We start from the raw sequence: 24,690 nt of genomic DNA on the forward strand, positions 1-24,690 counted from the left end.
TCCTATTGACAACTTAAAGAGGCAACGTTGATATAGCGCGAAGCTATTATTCCTGCTGCCAAACCCTTACCCAATCCACCTCCATTCTTTTGGGAAAAGCGGTTTGTGATGGGTCTCCGCCATTTTGCCCGCCAATAGCAAGATTCAGCAGCATATAGTGAGGTTGTTTAAAGGGGTTAAAGCCGCTGCCATCTTTATTCACTAATTTTTCAACCGCTACCTTATTCAATAAAGAATCGTCAACATATAGGGCAACATACTCCTCTGTCCAGTCCATGCGCCAGGTATGAAACTGAGCCGCCCATGCTTTGCCACCTAATTGCTGCACACCGGTTTTGGTAGTATACCACTCATTGCTGTTGTTTACACCATGGCAAAGAATATTAGCCAAAAGGGTATCCCGGTAAAATTCCATAATATCAATTTCGCCGTTTGCAGGCCAATGTTTTTCTACGCCCAGCGTCCACCATGCGGGCCAAACACCTGCGTCAATATCAATACGGGCACGCAATTCAAATTTGCCGTATTGCCATTGATGCTTACCTGCTGTTATCATACAGGCTGAAGTGTATCCAATAATCTTTCTCCTAGTGCGCCAGTCAGCACGGTCTGGCTTATATAAAGGGTTGGGCTTTTTTTCTTTCCTTGCCTCAATAATTAATAAACCATTTTTGCAAAACGCGTTTTCCGGTTGATACCATTGGTGCTCTTCATTACGCACAAAACCTTTCTCATAATTCCATTTGGAAGAATCCGGTACGCCATCCTTATTGAATTCATCACTCCAAACAAGTTTGTATGTATGCTGGGCATGGAGAATAGTATTACAAGTAAGTAAACATAGTACTACTGTCGTTTTTTTAAAGAAATCCATAGTAAAACGTTTATGATTTATTTTTCAATGATACGGCATTTGTTTGAAATGTTGCCCGGAGCGATGCAGATGAACGGAGCGTCGTTGTGTCCTGAAAAGTTGTTGATTAGATGATAGAGTTCTTTTTTTTAAGAATGGCCTATCGGTAGGGTTGTCAGACAAACCTATCAAACCGGGTCAAGGTGCTGTGTTTTAACAGGCATGGTATTGAACGTTGACTGCAGGTAGGTGTAAATGAGTTGAACGCAAGTGAACCTTCGATGAGGTATCGAAAAGTTTATAGACTACGCCGAAAACAATCCTCCGACGCAGATTGTGATAAGTGCAGCGGGAGTAATCTGATACTGGCTGCATGGTGTACGGTATAGAGAAGGCAAGACATTTGCACAAGGCTAATCAATGGAACAGGAGAACCTGCTACAAGCCAGGCAACCCAAATAGGTAAAGACGCCGTAGAACCCAAAGAGTTGAAAGCGTACGAAAAGGAAGCGGGTGAAAAAGCCCAAGCAGCGCAAACTGTGAGGCAGAAAGTAACCGAGGAGCGGTAGCAGGGGCGGACAAGCTCGTAGTAGTGATGACATCTTGTGAAAGCAAGAAAGAGCGAAGGAGCTTGACCAGTCCGGTGAATCAATTAAACCAACCTTTTAAAAAGGGAAAGAATTTAAACGATGCAACCAACAGTAAAGAAAGAAGATGGCAGACACCCAATCAGCTTTGAGCAGATTGCACAAGCCTGTGACAAGGTAAGGAAGAATCAGGGAGCAGCAGGGATAGACGGCATGACATGGGAAGACCTTGATAAAAACAGAGCCCCCTTGTTATACAAGTTGTGGAACAGGATGACAAGTGGTAGTTATTTTCCTGTAGCAACTCTGGAAATAGAAATACCAAAAGCAGGTGGAGGGAAAAGAAAATTGGGTGTGCCAACGCTATTGGACAGAATAGCGCAGCAAGTAGTAGTTGAAGTGATAGAAGAAGAAACGGAAAAACAGTTTCATCCTGATTCGTATGGCTATCGCCCAAATCGAAGTGCCCATGATGCCATAGCAAAATGCAGGCAAAGAGGTGGAAGATATGAATGGGTGATAGACCCTGACATTAAAGGCTTTTTCGATAACATTAATCATGAACTGCTGATGAAGGCAGTGGAAAGGTTTACCTCTGAGAAATGGATACTGATGTATGTGCGCAGATGGTTAAAAGCCCCCATTCAAAAAGCAGAAGGGAACATAGAACAAAGGACAAAAGGCACACCACAAGGAGGTGTCATCAGTCCTGTACTGGCTAATATGTTTCTGCACTTTGCCATTGACAAATGGATGGAAAAGAATTATTCCTCCATCCCCTTAGAACGCTATGCTGATGATGTGATTGTGCACTGTGCAAGTTTGGTGCAAGCACAGTGGATATTAAAACAAATCACAGAAAGACTGAACGAGTGCGGACTGGAATTGAATAATAAGAAAACAAGGATAGTAAAATGTCAAAAATGGGGAAGTAATGAAAAGTACCCCAATAAAAGTTTTGACTTCTTAGGATACCAGTTCAAACCACGCAAAGCAAGAAACAAAGAGGGTAATATGATAGGTGTGTTTTCTCCGGCAATTAGCCCCAAAGCAGTTGTGAGAATAAGAGGGTGGATCAGAGAAAGCAAAGTGTTCAAGCAAACCAATCAAACATTAATGGAAATGGGAAAGAAGATTGAAAAGCAAACGAGAGGATGGATCAACTACTACGGAAAGTTTAGATCATCGGAACTAAGCAAGTTGTTTGATCCGATGAATAAACAAATAGAGAAATGGTATGCCAAAAAGCATAAACAAAACGCCATTGAAAGCAAGAAGCGGATAAAGCAAATTGCAACGACACATAGCTACTTGTTTGTGCATTGGTATAGAGGATTTACTTACTTTCAAAACTGAAAAGACTGGGAAGAGCCGTATGACGGGAGACTGTCACGTACGGTTCTGTGAGAGGGTGTGGATGAAATGCCGTGCCCTACTCGGCCCAATATAGCCTGATCAGGGGTGTAGGCCGGTTTCAAAAAAATACTCAAAATACAAAACGTATTCATGAAAATTAACTATGTGCCAACTTAAGTTTACGCCTTATCTTTGCAGCGCTTTACCTGAGCCTGTTGCATAAAACAGGCAGGATTAATACACGATGAATTTGAATGTGCTGCTGGACGAGTATTTGAAAGATACCCGCATTTTTCAGATTGCGGGCAGGCTCGTATTGTCTAAACCCCAACAACTTTATTTAAAAAACCTGCACGGAAGCGCTTCGCAGTTTGTTTTTGCCAGCGTGTTCAGGCATGATCTCGCTTCCCAGGTAAATCATTTGATTGTTTTGAATGATGCGGAAGAAGCCGCGTATTTTCATAATTCGCTGGAAAACCTTACCAGCGCGCTGAATGTTTTTTATTTTCCTGCCTCATTTAAAAACCGTAAGAACTACCGGCAGCTTAATGCTTCGCATGTAATGCTTCGCACGGAAATGCTCACCCGCTTTTCTACCGCAAGGGGTAACAGGGTTGGCGCCATTGTTACATATCCTGAAGCATTGTTTGAAAAAGTGGTATTGCCCAAAACGTTGTCAGGTAATATTATCCGTATTAAAGCAGGCGATACCATTAATGTTACTGAACTGCTTTCGCAGTTTGTGGATTATGGTTTTGAAAGGACGGATTTTGTATATGAACCCGGGCAGTTTGCCTTACGGGGAGGGATACTCGATATTTATTCTTTCGGCAATGAAAAGCCCTATCGTATTGAATTGTTTGGTAATGATGTGGATTCCATTCGCATATTTGATCCGGAAACACAGTTGAGCGAAAGAAAATTGTTGCAGGTAACTATTATTCCCAATGTTGAAACGCAGTTTGAAACCGGTGAAAAAGTCTCGCTGCCGGAATTTCTCCCGGAAAATACCGCAGTATGGATACAGGATTGGGATGTAGTGAAAGAAAAGTTGCATGTGCAGGAAGAAGATCTTGAAATATTTTTTCGTGTACAGGAAACAAGTAAGCCGCGAACTACGGCTAATGATGAAGGGGAAGATAATCTTGAAAAGAAAGATGTAAGCGCAGATGATTTTGTGCATGCAGCCATTATTGAAGAACAACTGCGCGGCAGACATGTTGTAGAGTTTGGGCACACACCACATTTTGGCGGAATAGAAATCGGGTTTGATACAAAAGAGCAACCTTCCTTCAACCGCCAGTTCGATATGCTGATAAAAGATTTGAAGAGTTGGGAGCTGAAGAAATACAGCATATACCTTTTTGCGGAAAATCCCCGCCAGCTTGAGCGCCTGCACAGCATATTTGCTGATCTGAAAGCAGAGATACCATTTACGCCTGTTCCGGTTTCTGTTAATGCAGGGTTTATTGATAATGATCTGAAAATTGTGTGTTACACTGACCACCAGATTTTTCAGCGCTATCATAAATACAAGGTAAAGCAGGCCTATAATAAAAATAAAGCGCTTACCTTAAGAGCGTTGCGTGAATTGCAGCCGGGCGATTATGTTACACATATTGATCATGGGGTAGGTATATACAGTGGCCTGCAAAAAATTGAAGTGAATGGTAAGCTGCAGGAAGCTGTCAGAATTATTTACAAGGATACGGATATACTCTATGTAAATATCAACTCGCTACATAAAATAGCTAAGTATACAGGTAAAGAAGGCACAACACCTAAAATAAACAAGCTCGGCAGTGATGTTTGGCAAAAGCTGAAAGAGAAAACGAAGGCGAAGGTTAAGGAAATTGCCTTCGATCTTATAAAATTATATGCGCAGCGAAAAGCGCAGGAAGGATTTTCTTTCAGCCCGGATAATTATATGCAAACAGAGCTGGAAGCATCTTTTATTTATGAGGATACACCAGACCAGAGCAAGGCCTCTGCAGATGTGAAAAAAGATATGCAAACGCCAAGCCCCATGGACAGGCTGGTATGCGGAGATGTGGGGTTTGGCAAAACAGAAATAGCGGTACGTGCGGCTTTTAAGGCTTGCTGCGATAATAAGCAGGCTGCTATACTTGTGCCCACCACTATTCTTGCATTTCAACACTATAAAACATTCAAAGAAAGGCTGAAAGATTTTCCGGTAACGGTAGATTATGTAAACCGCTTTAAATCATCCAAAGAAAAAAAAGAAACATTACAGCTATTACAGGAAGGGAAAATTGATATTATTGTCGGCACACATGCTTTGGTTGGTAAAGAAGTGAAGTTTAAAGACCTGGGTTTACTGATTGTTGACGAAGAACAAAAATTTGGCGTGGGGCATAAAGAAAAGATCAAAACGCTTAAAACAAATGTTGACTGTCTTACACTAACGGCAACGCCTATCCCAAGAACATTGCAGTTCAGCTTAATGGGTGCAAGAGATTTGAGCATTATGAATACCCCCCCGCCTAACCGGCAGCCAATACAAACAGAAGTGCAGGTGTTTAATGAAGACTTTATCCGCGATGCCATTTATTACGAAACAGAGCGTGGCGGGCAGGTTTTCTTTATACACAACCGTGTAGTGGGCTTAAATGAAATGGCGGTGCATATACAGGGGCTTTGCCCCGATTTGAGTATTGGTATTGCCCACGGGCAGTTGGAAGGCCATATACTGGAAGAAAGGATACTTGATTTTATTGACCGCAAATATGATGTACTGATCTGTACCAATATAGTGGAGAGTGGTGTTGATATCCCGAATGTAAATACCATTATAGTAAATAATGCACACCAGTTTGGTTTGAGCGATCTGCACCAGTTGCGTGGACGGGTGGGAAGAAGTAATAAGAAAGCGTTTTGTTACCTGCTTGCTCCGCCGATGAGTACGTTGCCCGCAGATTCCCGCAAGCGCCTGCAAACCCTTGAGCAGCATAGTGAGCTTGGCAGCGGTTTCCAGATAGCGATGCGTGACCTTGATATACGCGGCGCCGGAAATTTACTGGGTGGTGAGCAAAGTGGCTTTATGGCGGAGATAGGTTTTGAGATGTACCAGAAAATCCTTGATGAAGCCATAAGGGAGCTGAAGCGAACCTCTTTCCGTGAAGTGTTTAAAGAAGAAATCCAGCAGCAGGAAGATTATGTGCAGGATTGTACTATTGATACAGACCTTGAAATACTGATACCGGATAGTTATGTGGAAAGCATCAACGAAAGGTTATCGTTATATACCCGGCTTGATAATTCGGAAGGTGAAGAAGAACTACAGCAGTTTCATACCGAAATAATTGACCGCTTTGGACCAATGCCGCCGCAGGTAGAAGATTTATTTACCACGGTGCGTTGCCGTAAAATGGCGGTAGATATGGGCTTTGAGAAAATGGTGCTGAAAGAAAATACACTGCGCTGTTACTTTGTAAACAACCCCGACTCTCCTTATTTTGAATCAGGCACGTTTAACAAAATGCTCCAGTTTGTACAAACGCAAACCAACAAGGCGAGGCTGAAGCAAACCGGCAGGAACTTTTTGCTGATACATGAAGATGTAGAAAGTATGGAGCATTTATATAATTTCCTCTTTAAAATGCACAGGTACATAAAAGAAACTGTGACGGTTGTATAGCCGCTTATTTGGACCTGGTGATAAAAGATCAGGGGTTTCTCTGAATATATGATACAGATTACAGTAGACAATATGACTATACGAAAGGTTTGAAGTATTTCCCGATTATGAAATCTGTACTATTTGGTTTATATTTCAGTATAAAACCAACTACATTATGGATCAGCAAAGCGAATTCCTCGGCACAGAGGAACAACCTGTAATACCGCCAAACAGCGATGAGAAAACGCTGGCGATACTTTCACATGTTCTCACCTTTGTTGCACCTATCCTTGCACCATTAATAATATATCTTATTAAAAAAGATGATTCCACTTTTGTTGCGGCACATGCTAAAGAGTCATTGAATTTCCAGATAACATTGGTGCTGATCATAATTGTATTAATGATTTCGGTTATCGGGTGGTTTTTACTTTGGCTTCCCGGTATAATTGCGTTGGTATTGGTAATAGTTGCTACAATAAAGGCAAGCGATGGAAAGTTATACCGTTACCCGTTTACATTGAGGTTGATAAAATAATCATCTTTTTATAAAACAGCACACGGAATACGGGAATGGTGCTGATCAGCGCGGATCCTCCGTGAATATCTGTCGCATATGTTCCATTCTTTGCAGCAGCTCCTGAACAGACTTATAATATCTTTATCTCAACAGGGTTACAGTTCCCTTTCTTTTGACAATATTTCCTGTATAGTCTTTTCCTTCAATCATCCATACATAGGTATCGGTTGATTGAGGTTTACCATTTACTGTTCCATCCCATCCCTCGCTGATATTTTTTGAGGAATATACCACCTGCCCGTAACGGTTAAATACCTTAAAATAAAAGATCTCCTGCATACCTGCAGCAGTAAACCGGAAAACATCATTCTTCCCATCGCCATTAGGGGTAAATGCATTGGGCACATAAAACTCCGGTCCTTTATATGCTTTTATTTTTATTTCATCTGAAGTAGCACAGCCGGCATCGGAAGAAACAGTAACCGTATAAGTAATATCGCCTGCCAGCATTGCAACAGGATTTGCTATTGACGCATCGCTTAATCCTGCGGATGGAGACCAGCTATAATATTTCCCGCCTGAGGCCTGCAACTGGAGGGGTTGACCAATAGCAACAACGGTATCATTTCCCGCGTTTGCATAAGTGCCATAAATAATTATTTTCTGGGCAAGCGTATCTGACGGACATCCATTTTCTGCCAACGCATAGCTTCGTACAGTATAGACGCCGGTATCTGCATAACTGTGAAAGGCCGTAAATGAAACCGCGGTGTTATCATCCCCAAAATTCCAGTATGCCTGCTGCAAAGGCACGGCAGTATTTGCATTAAAAGCCATAAAACGAACTTCTTCTTCCCTGCAGGCTTGTGTGAAACCGCTTATGGTTATTTCAGGGTGCTGTTCTACTTCTATTGTTTTACTAACGATATCTGATATACATCCTTCTCTGGTGCCTACCTGCAATGAAATATTGCTTATACCCACAGGCAATTGCTTATAATAAGTATCGTCATGAGTAACAAAGCTGCTTCCATTTACTGTCCATTTCCGGTAATCAATCGTACCATATGCTACTTCCGACAGATCATTAAACGGGATCATTTTATCATCGCAGTAAGGCGGTGATTTAAAATCAAAATCCGGCAGAGGTTTTGACCCGGCTACTATCTGCTGCTGAAATGTATCTGAAAGACATCCGTTATTACCAAGTATATTCAGTTTAACAGTATAGTTTCCCGGCTCGGGATAAACATGTGGCGGCGGATGTGCCGTTGTATCGGTTGTGCCGTCTCCAAAGTCCCAATACCATTTTACAATATTTCCAAAGGAGGTTGAACTGTCAATAAATTGAATAGGTTCGGGATAGCAGGTAATCTGATCTGCGGGCAGAGAAAATTCGGCATTAAGAGATGTGCAAAATCTTTGGTGATTGGTAGCGCCGCCGGTTGCAGCGGTAAATCCCCAGAAAACCATAGGGTCTCCAGAAAAAACAGTTTGCACAAGATCTATGCCGGTGGTCAATCGCTGGTCTCCATCCATATAAATCGTCATCACTTTACCTGCAGCATTCCAAACTATCCTGAGCACATGCCACTGGCAATCTTCAATATTAGCACTACCTGCCAAAGCCTGCACGGGTCCTGCAATATTATTTGTTGATCCATGCACAAGATCTCCATTCAGGTGGATATCAATATGATCGTATGACGGATCATTTTTATTGGTATTCTGGTAAGTGTCGATAGCAACAATAACAGATGGCGATACGCCTTCCACACCTAATCCCTCACCTGTGGTCCCAATGCTTGTACTGATCGGCTGTAATACAAATGCGATACCGTCTGCCCCCTCCGTATCATTACAGCCGAGGTAAACATTAAAGTGATAATCGAAAGATTGTGTAAGATTTATTTTATTGATATTCCATACCGAGCCTGATGTTGTATTTTGATCAGGTGTAAGTGTATAGCAATTGCAGTTTTCCTGCGAAGCATTGCCGTTGATATGATATGGATTGTTTGACTGCGCCGCCGCGGCATTCATAAATGCCGGTATAAAGAAAATAACTGCCATTAAGAAAAACTCAGGCCTGGTATATATAATTTTTAGGGTACTCACTGGCAAAATGATAACCTGCGCATTACTCATGTGCAGTTAATGGCTGTAATTTACATTATAAGCACTTAGTTTATACAGCATATACAACATTAAACGGATACTTATTTCAGCTCCTTCTTTAAAAAATCATTTATCCGGGTATAGAGGCTGATGCGTAGTATATTCGGCGTGCCATCACTCAGGGTATGTGTTTTATCCGCATAAAAATGCTGATCAAAATTCGACTTCCTGCTGTTGGTTAATTGTTTGCTTAGCTCAAGGCTGTTCTGTAAATGTACATTATCATCTGCTGTACCGTGTACAAGAAATAACCCTTCCCTGTAATTATCTGTAAATGTAATGGGAGATGCCTGTTTATACCCTTCCGCATTTTCACTCGGCAATCCAAGCAACCGCTCTGAATAAACATTTTCATAAAACCTCCAGTTTGTTACCGGTGCAATAGCTACAGCGGCTTTAAACTGCCCGGCATACTTGGTTTGTGCCAATGCGGCCAAATAACCACCATAACTCCAACCCATAACCGCAGTATTTGCGGTATCAATGCGATAAGTTCTCAATAAAAAATTCCTGACTTTCAACAGGTCCTCCATTTCAATATCTCCCGGAGATTTATAATTGCTTTTCCTGAAAGCTTCACCTTTGCCCGGCGTGCCGCGCGGGTCAATACAGGCAACTATATAGCCCTGGTTAGCAAGCCAGCGCATAGTGAGCGTAAATTTATCATTCCATTTATCTATGGCTTCCTGGCGGGTAGCGCCACCATACACATACAGCACAAGGGGAAGCTTTGATTTGAAGTTATTATATGGACGGATTACCCATCCATTCATAACCATAGAATCGTTTGCTTTAACCGTAAAAAAATCTGCATCAGGAATACCGAAATCTTTCATACGGTCTTTCAGCTCTTTATTCTCAATTAATTTTTTAGGATCTTTTCCATTAATAGAAACAGCCTGGTAAACAGAAGGTGTATTGATAGAAGAAAACTCATCAAAGAAAAATCTTTTATCATTACTTACCGCAACATCGTGATAACCGGCGCCGGTGGTGATACGTGTTTTGTTTTTACCGTCATACCCAATTTTATATAAATGTTTTTGCCGAGAACCAATTTCATCAGAGGTATAAAAAATCTCTTTCTTGCTGTCATCTGTTCCTTCTACAGAAATCACTTCCCATTTTCCGGAGGTTAATGGTTGCATGCCTGCGGTGTCTAAACTTACATTATAGATATGCCGGAAGCCGTTAGTTTCACTTAGCCATAAAAAAGATTTACCATTATCGATGAACCAAATATTAGAAGGCTGAATAGCAACGTAATTAGCAGGGCGCTCCTCGGTAAATAAAACGGTGCTTTTACCGGTAATGGCATCAGTCTTCAATACTTCCAGCCTCTTTTGATCTCTTGTAAGTTTTTGAACAAGCAGTGTTTTATTATCCGGCGCCCACTTAATGCCGGTAATATATTGATCAGGATTTACACCCACATCAACAGAAATAAAAAGTTTATTCGTTATATCATATACAAATGCTTTTACGTCAGGCACCATTTCTCCGGCCAGCGGATAGCGCTGTCTTCTTATCTCAGCATAAGAACGCTCATACGTAGTAATGGGATATTGTTTTACGGTATTTTCATTAAACCGCAACATCGCAATATACCTGCCATCGGCGCTCCAGTCGTATGCTTTTGTAATGCCAAACCCATTTTCGTACAACGCGTCAGCCATACCGTATATAAATTCTCCGGGCGCACCGTCAACCGTAATGGGGATAGTCTTATTCTTATCAATATCCATCAGGTACAGGTTGCCGTCGAGTATATAAGAAAGATATTTGCTATCCGGGGAAAAAGCCGGGCATAACTGTTTTCCATTAGCTGAAACTACATTCAGGATTTTTTTATCAACATCCCAAACATAGTTGAAGGCTTTTTGTGAAATATTATTATAGGGTTCAATCTGTGTTTGAACGAGTATTTTACTATCGTCGGGAGAAAACTGAAAGTCCTGGAAATAAGTAAAAGTAGTTGCGAGAGAATCACTGTCTCTTTTGATCTGATTTGAAAACAATGTATCTACTATGCGGGTGGTATTAAAATCCAGTGCCAGAATTACCTGAGGACCTGCGCCGGTATCGGATTGAATCCAGGCAAACTTAGGCGACTGGTTCATTAAATGCACCACATATTTTCTCTCATCAAAGTAACCACTCCATATTTTGTCAAGGTCAAAATTTGTTACAGACTTTTGTTGCCCATGCGCTGCGATCGCTGAAATAATAATTAAAACGGAAACTGTTAATTTCTTCATCTCGGTGAATTGTTACAAACATGAATCAGGGAAGATTATTCGGGCCTAAGATATTGGGATCGGACTTGTAAAGGTGTGTAAAAATAAAGGTATTCATTTAAATTGCACCCATATTCAAGCATTTATTAATATATGAAAAATTATCTGGTTAAGAATATTGGTGTGGTTAATGAGAACAAGGTTGCAGTGATGGATGCTTTGATAAGGAAGGGGCGGATAGAAAAAATAGCAGGAACAATTGACGTGGATTTTGATGTGCAGGAAATTAACGGAGAAGGTAAGTACCTTTTGCCGGGCGTTATAGACGACCAGGTTCATTTTCGTGAACCAGGCTTAACGCATAAAGCTACTATATATTCGGAATCAAAAGCCGCGGTTGCGGGTGGAGTTACATCCTTTATGGAAATGCCCAATACGGTGCCCAATGCATTAACTATTGCGTTGCTTGAGGATAAGTACGCCATTGCGGCCCAATCGTCTTTGGCAAATTATTCCTTTTTTATGGGTACGGCTAATGATAACGCCGAAGAAGTGCTGAAAGTAAATAAGCTTAAAAAAGATATTTGCGGCGTCAAAATTTTTATGGGCTCCAGTACCGGCAATATGCTTGTTGACAATTATCTCACGCTGGATAAAGTTTTTCGTGAAAGCGAAGTGCTGATTGCTACGCATTGTGAAGATGAAAAGATCATCAGAACCAACTATGAGGCATTGAAACAATCAAAACAAAGCCTGGAAGCGTCTGACCATCCGGTTATCCGTAATGAAGAGGCCTGCTTTGAATCTTCGTTTACCGCTATACAGTTTGCAAAAAAACACAACAGCCGCCTGCATATACTGCATATTTCTACAGAAAAAGAACTGCAGTTGTTTACCAATCTTATACCGTTAAAGGATAAAAGAATTACATGTGAAGTATGCGTTCATCATCTTCATTTTGACAGTAGTGATTACGAACGGTTAGGCTATCTTATAAAATGCAATCCCGCCATCAAGGCAAAGAATAATAAAGAAGCTTTATGGAAAGCATTGCTTGACAACCGGCTGGATATAATAGCTACAGATCATGCGCCACATACCCTGAAGGAAAAAGGATATTACAGGAATGAACAGGGGAAGCTGGTAAAAAATGAAGACACCACTTATGAACATGCTCATGCCGGGCTGCCTTTGGTACAGCACCCGTTGCTGCTCATGCTGCATTACTATAAAATGGGCAAAATAAGCCTTGAGAAAATTGCTGAGAAGATGAGCCATGCTGTTGCGGATTGTTACAATATTAAAGACAGGGGGTATATGAGGGAAGGTTATTGGGGTGATATGGTAATAGCTGATATGAATAAAGCATCAACAGTTGGTACTTCGAACCTGTTATACAAATGTGGGTGGAGCCCTTTGGAAGGGTTTGGTTTTCCGGCAACTATTACCCATACTTTTGTTAATGGAAATCTGGTGTATGAAAATTATGGAAATACCAACTGGGATGAATCTCATAAAGGAATGAGGCTAAGTTTTGACAGGTGAGCATAGATTAACATGCCCGGCAGCTTATAAATAATGCAGATAGATAAAACCACATACAACGATCTCGCTCTTTTCAGCCATGAAGAGGAGTTTTCTGTATTTCATAAAATTAATTTTACCCGTACCAACGGCGGTAAGGAATGGCTGCGCTGGATGATGAATGAACCAACCGGTGATCTTAATAAAATTATTGATACACAAAATATAATCAGGCTCATTTTATCGTGCATCAATCATTGGCCGGCTTCTGTTACCAACGGAACCATGATGATGATTGATAAATTTTATGATACCCAGCTTGATCCTATTCCCCGCTCCAACGACATATTCAGCATACAGGCGTACAGAACATTTCATAGTGTTGATTTTGGGTTGATCAGGTATTCGGTTACCCATTTCCGTGATTTTATAGTAGGGTTGCAGCAAATCGCCTTACTGATTGAAGCGCCGGAAGCATCGCCGCGTTTACAGCTATTTGCTTCGCGTATACGCAGCCTGTTGCTGCATCAGCCTTTACAGGAACTTGCAAATAAAAAGGCCGGCGAAAAATTTTCACCCAAAGAGATCTTATACTTCGGGCATTTTTTTAAGCAAAGCTTTAAATCGCGGTATGAAGAGCTGGCTGAAATTTATTATCAACTGGATGCATGGTATTCTATGGCGAAAGCTGTTCAGCAATACCAGCTTACCTTTCCAACATTTGTGGTTACCGACGAGCCCTATATAAAGGCAGACAAAATATATCATATACTGTTGCCTAAGCCTGTTTCATACGATATACAACTATCGCCCAGCAGCAATTTTCTTTTTCTTACCGGCGCTAATATGGCCGGCAAAAGCACTTTTATCAAATCGCTTGGCATAGCGGTATTTCTTGCACATCTTGGAATGGGTGTACCGGCCAAACATCTTGAGCTTTCTTTATTTGATGGCGTGCTAAGTAATATCAATGTGGAAGACAATATCATGAAGGGTGAGAGCTATTTCTTTAACGAAGTACAGCGTATAAAAAAGACCATACTGACTATAAATAATGGAAAGAAGTGGCTTGTTTTGATTGATGAATTATTTAAAGGCACAAATGTGCAGGATGCCATGCGTTGTTCCCTTGCGGTAATAAACGGGTTAATAAAAATAAAAAGCTCATTATTTATTTTATCCACACACCTGTATGAAATAGGTGATGAGATCAAGGATCATCCCAATATATCTTTCAAATTTTTTGAAACCAATATCAGTAATGATAAGTTAGAGTTCAGCTACCAGTTAAAAGACGGCATCAGTAACGACAGGCTTGGATATTTTATACTTAAACATGAAAAGGTGGTAGAGTTGCTGGAGGGATTGTAGAATTTGAAATTTCTGATTTGAGATTTGAATTCGCTGGCTGCTGATAGCCCCCTCATCGTTTCTGCTGAAAAAAGCTTTTCATCAGTTGGGCACACTCTTCTTTTAGAACTCCTCTTTCAACTACCGTTTTGGGGTGAAACGGCGAAACCCCCTGGGTTATATAAGGTGGTTTGCTGATGCTGCCATTTTTTTCATCATCAGCGCCAAATACAATTTTACTTATTTTACTCCAGTACAAAGCTCCTGCACACATAATGCATGGTTCAATGGTAACATATAATGTTGCTTCAGGCAAATATTTGCTGCCGAGATAATTGAATGCAGATGTAAGCGCAATGATCTCTGCGTGAGCGGTTGAATCATTAAGCTTCTCAACCTGGTTATGTCCTCTTGCTATAATGGCAGATCCCTGTACTATAACCGCTCCTATAGGAATTTCTCCTTCATCAAAAGCCTGCCTTGCTTCTTTCAGCGCCTGCTGCATATAATATTCATTTGTCATAAATCATGTTAAATACCGGTTAAACCATTTATCAAAACTATGTTATGCATATCATAGTTTTGTTTATGTTTGATGATATTTAATACATCATCATGAGAATTACATGTATCGCCATTTTCATTATGGCTTCTTTAGGTGCTTTTGCTCAGAAAACAGCTAATCCCAAACCGTATGCTAAAATTATAACCGTAGACGACCTGAAAAAAAATCTCTACATAATTGCAGGTGATGAGATGGAAGGGCGGGAAACAGCTACAGAAGGACAAAGAAAAGCCGCGGCTTTTATTGAAGATTATTTTAAATCCATAGGCTTAAAACCCGGCAATAATGGAAATTACCAGATGACATTCCCTGTGTATATTGACTCCCTGGTTAATTCATCTATTGTAGTAAATGATGAAGCTTTTTCCCGGAACGAAGACTTTTCATTTGTAATCTCATCTAACCATTCGGCTTCCTATAATTTTGGTGAGGTTGTTTTTGCGGGATTCGGCATCAGCGATTCTACAAGAAATGATTACAGGGATATTGATGCCAAAGGAAAGCTGGTAGTGGTATTATCGCCGGATATGGCTGGCGAACCTTCTCCTCAAAACCGCAGGGGCTTTAATTTTTTTACACAACAGGAAGCTGCCATGAAAAATGGAGCAGCTGCATTGTTTGTAGTTAATGCTAAGATAAACCCGATGGAAGATAAAAGCAATATGTATGTAAATGCTTTTCAGAGATCAGTTCGTATCAATACTTTTTTTGTAAGTGAAAAAATAGCCAGGGCTATTATGAAAGACAGTTATGACGCGGTAAAAACCGCGACATTGAATAAAAGCGCGGCTTCAAAATCATTCGGCGCCAATGTATCTGTTGATCTGCAAAAACAAAGGCTGACACTGCAAAGCAGTAATGTGCTGGGCTTGCTGGAAGGAACTGATCTCAGGGATGAATTTGTTGTTATTTCTGCGCATTATGATCACCTGGGTATAAGAAAAGGAGTTATATGGTATGGCGCAGATGATGATGGATCGGGCACGGTGAGCATATTGCAGATAGCAAAAGCTTTTGCAAAAGCAAAAGCAGATGGCAAAGGCCCGAGAAGAAGTATTTTATTCATGGCCGTGAGCGGAGAGGAAAAAGGGCTGTGGGGTTCTGATTACTATGGCGCTAACCCTGTGTACCCGCTGGAAAAGACCAGCGTAAACCTGAACGTTGATATGATAGGAAGAATTGATCCCAGCCGCACATATGGTGACTCCACCAATTATGTATATGTAATTGGCGACGACAAGCTGAGTTCTGACCTGAAACCAATCAGCGAATCAATCAATAAAAAGAATACAAAGCTTGAGCTGGATTATAAATACAATGACCCCAAAGATCCTCAAAGAATTTACTATAGAAGCGATCATTACAATTTTGCAAAACGCGGGGTGCCTATCATTTTTTACTTTAGCGGTTTGCATGCAGATTACCACAAACCAACAGACACGCCAGATAAAATAAATTATGATTTAATGCGCAAAAGGGCTCAGCTTATATTTTATACCGGTTGGGAAATGGCCAACAGGAAGGATATGTTGAAGCGGGATATTCCATTGAATTAGCGAAAAATTAGTGATATTCATCTAAATCTCAGGTTTAATACTTTGAGAATGTTTGTTTTATCGGTACTTTAGGATTACAAACAATCGGGGAATTACCTAAACCTCTATATGGAGATTAACACTAATAAAATCAGGAATGTGCTATTGGATGCAATGTGCCTTATTATAATTGCAGAAATTATATCGCTTCTTGCAAACAGCCAGTTTTCGTGGGAGGTTACAATTGTAACAATGATTGCCGTTGTACTCTTTGCAATTTTTGCTATGTTGGCAAAGAAGGCTCCCTACCCTTCTTTGTTATCTGCATTGGTTGTTTTTATTATATTATCAATAATTTCTGCTGCTATAAAGCCTACCTATCTTGGAGGCAGTATAATAGTCAAGATTTTTATACTTATTTACCTTGTAAGGTCTATTCATGATGCAAGAGAAATGAGCCAGGCACTTAAAAAAAGAAGCGCTGCATAAAAAATATACAGCGCTTCTTAAAAAATCAGCAAATAAGGTTTACCAACCCAATAACCACGCAAAAATCAGTGGCGCTACAATGGTGGCATCACTCTCCACAATAAATTTTGGTGTATTAACATCCAGCTTTCCCCAGGTAATTTTTTCGTTGGGCACAGCGCCGGAATATGAACCGTAAGATGTAGTTGAGTCACTTATCTGGCAGAAATAACTCCAGAATGGAACATCGTGCCATTCCAGGTCCTGGTACATCATAGGCACAACACAAATAGGAAAGTCGCCTGCAATACCGCCACCAATCTGGAAAAACCCTACACCCTTTCCGCCGCTGTTGTTCCTGTACCAATCAGACAGCCATACCATATACTCAATACCACTTTTCATGGTAGTGGCTTTCATTTCATTTTTAATAATGTAAGAAGCAAAAATATTTCCCATGGTACTGTCTTCCCACCCGGGTACAACGATGGGAATGTTTTTTTGCGCGGCAGCCAGCATCCAGCTGTTCCGGGGATCAATTTCATAGTATTGTTCCAGCACGCCACTCAGCAGTAGTTTATACATAAACTCATGCGGAAAATAGCGCTCTCCTTTTGCGTCAGCGTCTTTCCATATTTTAGCGATATGCTGTTGTATTCTCCTGAAAGCTTCTTCTTCAGGAATACAGGTGTCTGTAACGCGGTTATAATGATTCTCCAACAAATCCCATTCATCCTGCGGGCTAAGATCCCGGTAATTAGGAACCCTCTTGTAATGCGTGTGCGCTACAAGATTCATGATATCTTCTTCAAGATTTGCGCCCGTGCAACTTATAATATGCACCTTATCCTGGCGGATCATTTCAGCAAATGATAAACCCAACTCCGCTGTGCTCATTGCTCCTGCAAGCGTAACCATCATTTTGCCACCTTCCAGTAAATGAGTTTCATAACCTTTAGCCGCATCCATAAGCGCAGCCGCATTAAAGTGGCGGTAATGATGCTGTATAAACTGAGAAACCGGACCTTTACCCATGATTTTGATTTTGTAAGCGGCAAAAATAGTGTTTTACTGTATTATGCAATAATTTCCCGGGCGATAGCAGCGCGGCCTCATCCGTTTATATGAATGCTGCTAAGATTGTGATGCAAGACACCAGTTAAGCATTTAGTGTTTGTTTTATACCGGCAACGGCAGTCGTATTTCCCAATTAGCGGTAACCAAAAATCATAACCTGGCCAAAAATAAAAGACGGTTTTTTTATCCGTTTTTTAACGGTAGGGGAGTACCGTTTTTTAGCGGTAGTAAATACCGCTTTAAACGGTTTTTTTTAATGATGGTTTTTTATTCAATTTCTTTCTCTACGTTTGTGCAGTATAAAAAAACGTAATCCTTATTTCACCTGGCTGCTATGAAGTTCCATTTTACTATTTTGTTGCTAACTATCCTGAACGGATTACATGCCCAGGAACGTAGTGCCGACTCCGTCATAGCTATACCAGGTAAATACATCAGCAGTGTTGATGATAAAATCAATTCCCTCGACAGGCAGCTCAGCAGGCAAACAGATAAGTATTTAAACAGCCTTTCCAAACAGGAGCAAAAGCTGAAAAAACAGCTTGCTAAAATAGATTCCTCCAAAGCCGCAGAAATATTCGGGGATGTAAAAAAGAGATATGAATCCCTCTCTCAAAAGCTTAATGGTGCTACCGGCAAGTTTGATAAGCTCACTTCCGGGGAATTTATGGCAGGTCTTGATTCGGTGCAGGGCTCATTAGCCTTCTTAAAAGATGCCGCAAATATTGTTTCCAAAACCAAAGATATCCGCCGGAAGCTTGGCAACTCGCTTAACCAGGCAAACCAGCTGCAACACAAGCTGAAAGAAGCAGGCGATATACAAAGCTACCTGCAAAGCAGGCAGCAGCAGATCAGAGAGCTCCTGTCTCAATACACTGGTCTGCCCAAAAGTGTAAGCAAATATTTTGGCAGGTATCAACAGGATGTTTTTTATTACTCGCAGCAAATTAAATCTTACCGGGAAGTTTTGAACGACCCGGATAAGCTGGTAAGAAAGATCCTTTCCACGCTGCAAACAATACCCACATTTTCAAAATTTTTCAGCCGCTACAGTATGCTGGCTTCCCTGTTTCCGCAACCGGAGAGCTACGGCACACCATCCGCCCTTTCAGGCTTGCAAACCCGGGCGGATGTGCAGCAGTTGATGCAACAGCAGTTATCATTACCAACTACAGGCAATACCAATGCAAATCCCGCGGCTTACCTGCAACAGCAGATGCAGCAGGCGCAGGGTGAGCTAAGCAAGCTGAAAGACAAGCTGAACCAGTTGGGCATAAATGGTGGCGGCAGCAGTGATATGGCAATGCCTGATTTTAAGCCCAACCAGCAAAAGACAAAACCATTTTTAAAGCGCATAGAGCTTGGAACCAATTTCCAAACTCAAAGGGCTACCCATTATTTCCCGGTTACCACGGACGTAGCGGTGACGGCTGCCTATAAATTGGATGATAAAACGCGCCTGGGCATAGGGATCTCTGCGAGGGCCGGATGGGGTAAAAGCTGGAAGGAGATACGGCTATCTGCGGAAGGGATCGGATTTAGAACGAGCGCGGAATGGAAAGCTCCTGATCTGTTCAAGACCGGTAGCCGTTTTATGGCAAGCCTGTGGTTCACTGCGGGAGCGGAGTTGAACTACAACCGGACGATTGAAAGCCTTGCCGTATTTAAGAATTACAGCAACTGGACAAAGAGCGCCCTTGCAGGGTTGACGAAAAAATACAGCATGAACTCACCCTTGAAGAAGGGAAAGAAGGTGGAGGGAACAGCAAGCTTTTTGTATGACTTTATGTATCATAAAAATATACCCCATACTCCTTCCTTTGTTTGGAGAGTAGGGTGGGGATTTTAAAATAACGAATTATAATCTTCAATTTGAATATGAAAAAAAAATTGGCTATCAGATTTTTGGTACCATTTGCTGTAGCATTCTATTGCCTGAATGTAACAATTGTAAAATGTCAGGTATCTACACCTCAATTTATAATACCATCAGCCAATGCTTATTCTTTAGGCAAGTATGGAGAAATACCAGTAGGAACATACTCAGGAGTACCAGATATTACAATTCCTTTGACCTCACTTTCACAAAATGATGTATCGGTTGATATAAATATATCTTATCATGGAGGGGGAGTTAAGGTAGACGAAATAGCTTCATGGGTCGGACTTGGATGGTCGCTGAATACAGGTGGAGTAATTACACGTGTTGTTCGCGGTAGACCAGAGTACCTGCTCAGTAATGGCGAGCATTATCCCATTCGTCGCTCACTAAATTTTTTTAGTTTACCCGGAGACAGGACAGATTACATTGCCTCGGCCGAATTAGATGCCCTCTCTGGAGGAAGTTTGGATGGAGAACCGGATGAATTCTTTTTTAACTTTCAAGGCAGGAGCGGAAGATTCTGGTTTAATGAGAATGGTGTAGCTATGCTAAATAAAAATGAAGCATTAGAGATCAACTGGCTGTATGTTAGTTCGTATCAGAGCACATTTGTGATAAAAGATGAAAATGGAACAACCTATGAATTTGCGGCGATAGAAACTGCATGGTATGCAGAATTTAATCAAAATTATCCTACTGCATGGCATCTGACGAAAATCACATCGGCTAATGGCAATGAAATTAATTTGGAATATTATACACCCAATTCCATTACACAAAGTATAAGATATACCAGTGAATATGTTGCAAGTTCCATTGATATTGCACTTTACCCTACGCCTGTTACAACTGACTTTAGTCTTCCTCAGGATGAGATTTTTATAAAAAAAATTTCAAATAGAAACGGCTGGATAGAATTTATTCGTGGCACTTCTCAGCGACTAGATTATAGGACCACTTCACCATCTTATGCGTTGGACGAAATAAGAATGTTCAATAAAGATAGTATTCCCTTAAAGAAATTTAAGTTCTATACAAGTTACTTTGAAGCCAATAATTTAAGAAAGTATGATGGTATATCTCCGGCAAATTACGCTCATCTTAATTATCGGCTTAGGCTTGACTCAATAGTGGAATTTGCAACAGATTTTATTACCCAAAAACCTGCTACACAATTTTTTTATTTGGGGGATAATAACCCGGCTACAGATGATAATTATACATTACCCTACAGACTATCACCGGAACAGGATCACTGGGGATATTATAATAAAAGCGGAAATAGTCATATTTTTCCGGCACCGCCTGTTAATAATTCCAATATAAGTTCCGACTTGATATATGAATACTTTATGACGGAAGACTGTGCGGGTCAAACATTCTCATTTTCTAATGGAGCAAATCGGAACCCTGATACGGCTGCAATGAAAGCCTGCACATTAAATTTAATAAAATATCCTACCGGAGGTATGGTTCAGTATACATTTGAGGCAAACTATTATAGTGGAGTATTTTATTATGGTGGTTTAAGAATCAAGGATATTGTAAATTATAGTAATGCGGACTTGCCAACACAGATAAAATTTGCTTATGGACCGGGCATTGCCACCATAAATCCAATAGAATATTATTTTACAAAGTATTGTATTTTATTTACCCAGAATGGTCCGGCCTTAGGTAATACTTTTTTACAGAATTTTGGATTACCTACTACGAATCCAGGAGGAACTAATAAAACAAATTTCCTGAAAATCAGAGCTCTACCTCAAGCGGTTTTGGGCAATGGCACACAATTCGGATACGCCAGCGTTACCGTTGCTCAAACGGGAAATGGCTATAGTGTGTATACTTTTGCTGAAGCGGGCGAATTCCCGGATTATACAAATAATGAGAATCTTTCCGAGAGCCCTAAGCTTGGAGGGTTGTACGGTGCTCAATACATTACTGATTGGCCAAGTCCAGAATTAGGCCCTGACGGTGTAGATTTTTACACTTCAATCCGTTTTACTGATTATCCCGGACTCCCTCTTTACACAAACGATTGGAAAAGGGGGGTGTTGAAATCAAAACAAGACTTTAATCAAAATAACATTTTGCTAAGATCGGAAACACATCAATACACGAGAACATTTCTGGATACTATTGCAGGTGTGAAAGTGAAAAAGATGACAAATCTGCCAGATTATATATATGCTAAATACTATGTACCACATGCATTAATTCAAAAGACAAAAGACAGCATCGTGGTTTTTGATCAAAGTGGAGCTAATCCTGTAACGACCACAACAGAATACTTTTTTGATAACGCCGCCCATCTTCAAAATACAAGAGTTGTTACTACTAACAGCAAAGGCGAGAAAGAGTCTGTCTATATAAAATATCCTCTTGATTATACCCTGACAGGAACAGTAACTGATGCAACTGCTCAGGGTGTAAAGCTTTTGCAAACTAATCATCTCATAAATCCTGTAGTTGAGAAATATACTCAGAGATCTAACCCGAATAATAGTAATCTTCGAACAACGTCGGCAAACTTAACAGCTTTTAAATCAAACAGTCCTTTACCGGATAAAGTATATAACTGGGAACCAATTCCATTGCCGGGAAGCTTTACGCCAACAATAATTACAACTACTTCTGTTAATAAGTCCGGGGATTATAAAACTAAGGTTGCAAGCTTAATCTTTGATACCAAAGGAAATTTGGTAGAGCAACAATTGCAGGATAATATCTCAGAATGCTATATTTGGGATTATTCCAATACTTATCCCGTTGCAAAAGTAACAGGATCATCTTTGGGAGACATTGCATATACATCTTTCGAGGCTGATAGTAAAGGTAACTGGAATAATTACACAGGTGTTATTAATACAGTAACAACAACGCCATTTCCGCCAACCGGTAAAAAATATTACAGTCTCACCTCAACGGCAACCTTAAGTAAAACTGTTACAAGCGGCAAAACGTATATCATATCCTATTGGAGGAACAGTACCAGCCCGTATACAGCTAACGGCGGCACCCAGATAAAATACGAGGTGGGCAAAACCATCAACGGCTGGACATACCATGAGCATACAGTAACAGCTACTTCCTCTTCGCTCACCATAACTGGAACAGGTGGTATAGATGAAGTACGCTTATATCCATCCACTTCCCAGATGACCACCTACACTTACGAACCGTTGATCGGCATGACGAGCCAGTGCGATGCCAATAACAAGATCATTTATTATGAATACGACAGTTTTGGCAGGCTAAAAACGGTAAGAGACCAGGACAGGAATGTTCTGAAGACCATGGATTACCAATACCAACAATCCAACAATCAATAAACCCTCAATAACTGCTATATGTTTTATATAATACACCAACCTGCAAAATTATTGAGCTGTTTATTGATCTGTGCCCTGCACATTACTGTTCAGGCGCAGCAACCACTACCCTCCGCATATCCCGGCAGCACAACTGTCAACTATATCCGGGTATGGGAAGCTAAAGCGCCTGAGCAGAACGCCATTACATTAACGACAAGAGAACTGCGCGATGTACAACAAACCACCCAATACTTCGACGGGCTGGGCAGACCCCTGCAAACCGTAGTAAAGCAGGGATCGCTGGTAACCAACCCTGCGGACCTGTTGTCTTCAACCAATGCGGCAGACCTCATAAGCCCTGTGATATACGATGAGTTCGGCAGGGAACAGTATAAATATCTACCCTTTGCATCAACAGCAACCGATGCCACAAAGAGCGACGGGTTGTTCAAGCTCAACCCATTTGAGCAGCAGGTAGCGTTTTATAATACAGAGCTATCGGGTCAGGCAGGCGAGACCAATGTAGGAACCAACGGAGAGAACTGGGCCTACAGCAAAACCAACTACGAGCCATCGCCGCTGAACCGTGTAGACAATACTTATGCTCCGGGTGCAGGCTGGGTAGGCAGTGAAGGCGGCAGCACAGAGGCGTTGAAGAAAAACCTGCGCATAAAGTATTATGCAAATACACTCACAGACGACGTAAAAATATGGAAAGTGACCAATGGCGCCGAAGTAGGCGACTGGGGTAGCTATGCCGTAGATAACACACTTGGGGAAAGCGGTGTGTATCCCGCAGGCACACTTTACAAGACTATAACCATTGATGAGAACGATAAGCAGGTAATAGAATTTAAAGACAAAGAAGGCAAAGTAATATTAAAGAAAGTACAGCTCAATAACGGGGTGGAAGATATGGGTTATGGAAAAGATTACTACGGCTGGCTGTGCACCTATTACATTTATGATGACCTGGGTAACCTCAGAGCTGTAGTACCCCCTGCGGTAACCAAAGAGCTGGTATATTACAACTGGAACATGATGGGAACCGCAAACCTCGTGGACAGGGGGATGTATTGCTACGAATACGACCAGCGCCGGCGCATGATCATGAAAAAAACACCAGGTATCACCAGGGCAGATGCAGTGTACATGGTATATGATGCCAGGGACAGGCTGGTGCTCAGCCAGGATGGCAAGCAACGTAAAGTAACCTACTGGATCGCTACTTTGTATGATGAGCTGAATCGCCCGGTGATAAGAGGTTTTTATGTAAATGCGCTGAACAACAAAACCTTTAAGCAAAACCTGGCCGATGCCTATAACAGCACAGCCTATCCTTTTCCCCTTGACGCTCAGCCGCCACTGAATGTCCATTGGTCCCAGATCGCTGAATGGCATTATGACGACTATGATAATATTCCATCACCCGGCGGGCTTACCAAAGATTTTGATGCTACCTATAAAACCGACGATTACATTTATACCACCTATAATACTGCTCCTTACTATGCCCAGGAGCCTGTGCAATCTTTTCAGACAAAAGGAATGGTTACCTGGACCAGAGAGCTTATACTGGGCAGCCAGAATTATATTTATAC

At 41.2% G+C, this 24,690-nt stretch carries 15 protein-coding genes; 10 read left to right on the forward strand and 5 right to left on the reverse strand.

The window, feature by feature from the left end; translation table 11 throughout:
• Positions 1 to 46: 46 nt before the first annotated feature.
• Positions 47 to 874, reverse strand: a complete 828-nt coding sequence (locus DC498_RS23790) for a glycoside hydrolase family 16 protein (RefSeq protein ID WP_116876625.1) — start codon at positions 872 to 874, stop codon at positions 47 to 49.
• A gap of 668 nt (positions 875 to 1,542) precedes the next feature.
• Here DC498_RS23790 and ltrA point away from each other — a divergent pair.
• The 3 genes from ltrA to DC498_RS23805 all read left to right on the forward strand — a co-directional run bounded on the left by ltrA (position 1,543) and on the right by DC498_RS23805 (position 6,974).
• Complete coding sequence (gene ltrA, locus DC498_RS23795) at positions 1,543 to 2,796, forward strand: group II intron reverse transcriptase/maturase (RefSeq protein ID WP_116876626.1); 1,254 nt, start codon at positions 1,543 to 1,545, stop codon at positions 2,794 to 2,796.
• A 244-nt stretch (positions 2,797 to 3,040) separates the two neighbouring features.
• The gene (gene mfd, locus DC498_RS23800) at positions 3,041 to 6,454 is read left to right on the forward strand and encodes a transcription-repair coupling factor (RefSeq protein WP_116876627.1); all 3,414 of its coding nucleotides are present in this window, start codon (positions 3,041 to 3,043) and stop codon (positions 6,452 to 6,454) included.
• Positions 6,455 to 6,611: 157 nt separating this feature from the next.
• Positions 6,612 to 6,974 (forward strand): DUF4870 domain-containing protein, encoded by a 363-nt coding sequence (locus tag DC498_RS23805; protein WP_116876628.1) that lies wholly within the window; start codon positions 6,612 to 6,614, stop codon positions 6,972 to 6,974.
• A 123-nt stretch (positions 6,975 to 7,097) separates the two neighbouring features.
• On the opposite strand, the gene DC498_RS23810 is transcribed toward DC498_RS23805, so the two are convergent.
• Positions 7,098 to 9,074 (reverse strand): lectin-like domain-containing protein, encoded by a 1,977-nt coding sequence (locus DC498_RS23810; RefSeq protein ID WP_165813944.1) that lies wholly within the window; start codon positions 9,072 to 9,074, stop codon positions 7,098 to 7,100.
• Between the two features lie 101 nt (positions 9,075 to 9,175).
• Entirely contained in the window at positions 9,176 to 11,392 is a 2,217-nt protein-coding gene (locus tag DC498_RS23815) for a S9 family peptidase (protein ID WP_116876630.1), read from the reverse strand.
• A gap of 132 nt (positions 11,393 to 11,524) precedes the next feature.
• Between DC498_RS23815 and DC498_RS23820 the strand changes: the two genes are divergently transcribed.
• Positions 11,525 to 12,916 carry a dihydroorotase gene (locus DC498_RS23820; protein ID WP_116876631.1) on the forward strand — a complete coding sequence of 464 codons (1,392 nt, stop codon included), beginning with the start codon at positions 11,525 to 11,527 and terminating at the stop codon, positions 12,914 to 12,916.
• A 33-nt stretch (positions 12,917 to 12,949) separates the two neighbouring features.
• On the forward strand, positions 12,950 to 14,266 hold the full coding sequence (locus DC498_RS23825; protein WP_116876632.1) for a MutS-related protein: 1,317 nt from the start codon (positions 12,950 to 12,952) through the stop codon (positions 14,264 to 14,266).
• Between the two features lie 52 nt (positions 14,267 to 14,318).
• Here DC498_RS23825 and DC498_RS23830 read toward each other — a convergent pair whose 3' ends face one another.
• A complete protein-coding gene (locus DC498_RS23830; protein WP_116876633.1) occupies positions 14,319 to 14,768 on the reverse strand; it encodes a nucleoside deaminase in 450 nt (149 codons plus the stop codon).
• Positions 14,769 to 14,860: 92 nt separating this feature from the next.
• Here DC498_RS23830 and DC498_RS23835 point away from each other — a divergent pair, with 92 nt between their 5' ends.
• Both DC498_RS23835 and DC498_RS23840 read left to right on the forward strand, forming a co-directional pair.
• Positions 14,861 to 16,366 (forward strand): M28 family peptidase, encoded by a 1,506-nt coding sequence (locus DC498_RS23835; protein WP_116876634.1) that lies wholly within the window; start codon positions 14,861 to 14,863, stop codon positions 16,364 to 16,366.
• A gap of 108 nt (positions 16,367 to 16,474) precedes the next feature.
• Complete coding sequence (locus tag DC498_RS23840; RefSeq protein ID WP_116876635.1) at positions 16,475 to 16,834, forward strand: hypothetical protein; 360 nt, start codon at positions 16,475 to 16,477, stop codon at positions 16,832 to 16,834.
• Between the two features lie 39 nt (positions 16,835 to 16,873).
• On the opposite strand, the gene DC498_RS23845 is transcribed toward DC498_RS23840, so the two are convergent.
• Positions 16,874 to 17,848 (reverse strand): deoxyhypusine synthase family protein, encoded by a 975-nt coding sequence (locus DC498_RS23845; protein WP_116876636.1) that lies wholly within the window; start codon positions 17,846 to 17,848, stop codon positions 16,874 to 16,876.
• Between the two features lie 376 nt (positions 17,849 to 18,224).
• On the opposite strand from DC498_RS23845, the gene DC498_RS23855 reads away from it, so the two are divergent.
• From DC498_RS23855 to DC498_RS23865, 3 genes are all read left to right on the forward strand, one after another.
• Complete coding sequence (locus tag DC498_RS23855) at positions 18,225 to 19,739, forward strand: coiled-coil domain-containing protein (RefSeq protein WP_116876638.1); 1,515 nt, start codon at positions 18,225 to 18,227, stop codon at positions 19,737 to 19,739.
• A 29-nt stretch (positions 19,740 to 19,768) separates the two neighbouring features.
• Positions 19,769 to 23,107: a hypothetical protein gene (locus tag DC498_RS23860; RefSeq protein ID WP_116876639.1), complete on the forward strand. Its 3,339-nt coding sequence runs from the start codon at positions 19,769 to 19,771 to the stop codon at positions 23,105 to 23,107.
• 18 nt (positions 23,108 to 23,125) lie between these two features.
• Positions 23,126 to 24,690 (forward strand): DUF6443 domain-containing protein (locus tag DC498_RS23865; protein ID WP_240628087.1); only part of this gene is annotated, 1,565 nt, incomplete at its 3' end.

It is taken from the genome of Terrimonas sp., assembly GCF_003075435.1.
Taxonomy (GTDB): Bacteria; Bacteroidota; Bacteroidia; order Chitinophagales; family Chitinophagaceae; genus Agriterribacter.

Excerpts from the sequence above, each read along its gene's own strand:
- DC498_RS23860 (WP_116876639.1), top strand. The coding sequence starts at position 19,769 with ATGAAAAAAAAATTGGCTATCAGATTTTTGGTACCATTTGCTGTAGCA.
- DC498_RS23840 (WP_116876635.1), top strand. The coding sequence starts at position 16,475 with ATGGAGATTAACACTAATAAAATCAGGAATGTGCTATTGGATGCAATG.
- DC498_RS23815 (WP_116876630.1), bottom strand. The coding sequence starts at position 11,392 with ATGAAGAAATTAACAGTTTCCGTTTTAATTATTATTTCAGCGATCGCA.
- DC498_RS23825 (WP_116876632.1), top strand. The coding sequence starts at position 12,950 with ATGCAGATAGATAAAACCACATACAACGATCTCGCTCTTTTCAGCCAT.
- DC498_RS23830 (WP_116876633.1), bottom strand. The coding sequence starts at position 14,768 with ATGACAAATGAATATTATATGCAGCAGGCGCTGAAAGAAGCAAGGCAG.
- ltrA (WP_116876626.1), top strand. The coding sequence starts at position 1,543 with ATGCAACCAACAGTAAAGAAAGAAGATGGCAGACACCCAATCAGCTTT.
- DC498_RS23805 (WP_116876628.1), top strand. The coding sequence starts at position 6,612 with ATGGATCAGCAAAGCGAATTCCTCGGCACAGAGGAACAACCTGTAATA.
- DC498_RS23835 (WP_116876634.1), top strand. The coding sequence starts at position 14,861 with ATGAGAATTACATGTATCGCCATTTTCATTATGGCTTCTTTAGGTGCT.
- DC498_RS23820 (WP_116876631.1), top strand. The coding sequence starts at position 11,525 with ATGAAAAATTATCTGGTTAAGAATATTGGTGTGGTTAATGAGAACAAG.
- DC498_RS23790 (WP_116876625.1), bottom strand. The coding sequence starts at position 874 with ATGGATTTCTTTAAAAAAACGACAGTAGTACTATGTTTACTTACTTGT.
- DC498_RS23845 (WP_116876636.1), bottom strand. The coding sequence starts at position 17,848 with ATGGGTAAAGGTCCGGTTTCTCAGTTTATACAGCATCATTACCGCCAC.
- DC498_RS23855 (WP_116876638.1), top strand. The coding sequence starts at position 18,225 with ATGAAGTTCCATTTTACTATTTTGTTGCTAACTATCCTGAACGGATTA.
- mfd (WP_116876627.1), top strand. The coding sequence starts at position 3,041 with ATGAATTTGAATGTGCTGCTGGACGAGTATTTGAAAGATACCCGCATT.